Source organism: Pedobacter miscanthi (assembly GCF_003315595.1).
Classification (GTDB): Bacteria; Bacteroidota; Bacteroidia; order Sphingobacteriales; family Sphingobacteriaceae; genus Pedobacter; species Pedobacter miscanthi.
On record NZ_QNQU01000075.1, the window covers coordinates 1 to 1,066 of the forward strand.

Genomic DNA, 1,066 nt, shown 5'->3' on the forward strand with positions numbered 1-1,066 from the left:
AAAAAATAACAGGGTGATTGTTACTACAAAATTTTTTATCGGGATCGATGTTTCCAAACCGCACTTTGATGTTGCATTGATGGCCGTTGTAAACCATGTGAAACAGGAGATTGAAACTGCACGCTTTGACAATACAGCATCAGGAATAAAACTGTTTGAGAAGTGGCTGAAATCGCGCAAGTTCACATTTAATGGGGATTCTTTGGTTGTGATGGAAAATACCGGGATCTATCATCGTCTGCTATGGACTTTCTGCAGCAACAGGAATCTGCCCATCCACATCGGTAATGCTGCCCATATCAAATGGAGTTTTGGGATAGCCAGAGGCAAAAATGATAAAATAGACAGTATCCGTTTATGCAATTATGCATTCAAGGAAGCGGATGAGCTGAGGGCTACAGCTGCCCTGGATCCCGAGCTGATGTTGTTGAAAGATCTCGTATCAGCAAGGACAAAACTGCTCAAACAAAAGTCTGGCATTAGCGTCTCGGTAAAAGAACTGGGCAATGTTAATGGGAAAGAACATCAGAAACTAATTGAAAAAGCACTTAAAAATGCAATTGATGGTATTGTCAAGTCAATCAAAAACCTCGAAGATCAGATCAAAAAAATTATTAACGAAAATCAGGATTTCAAGCAGAATTATAAACTATTGATGAGTATTCCCGGTATAGGGCATGTTACGGCAGTGTATTTAATTGGTTGCACGGGAAATTTTGTTGGACAGCCTAGTGGAAAAGAATTGGCCTGTTATGCAGGGGTTGCCCCATTTGAACAGACCAGCGGTATAAGTATCAAAGGTAAACCTAAGGTACACCGCATGGCCAATAAAGAACTCAAAAGACTGCTCCATATGTGTGCATTATCTTTGATACAGCATAATCAGGAATTCAAAACGTATTACAATAGAAAAAAAGCTGAAGGCAAGCATAGCATGAGCATAATTAATGCAGTCAGAAACAAAATAGCACTCAGAATTGCAGCAGTTATAAAAAACCAGGAGTGCTATAAAAATAATTATAATATAGCTGCTTAAAATTTGTTTTTATCATAACAATCATCTCGA

General features: G+C 38.5%; 1 protein-coding gene. It reads left to right on the forward strand.

The genetic code is table 11. From position 1 onward, the window contains the following. The coding region (locus tag DRW42_RS28420) for an IS110 family RNA-guided transposase (protein ID WP_113952225.1) at positions 1 to 1,036 on the forward strand (1,036 nt) is incomplete at its 5' end. Positions 1,037 to 1,066 lie beyond the last annotated feature (30 nt).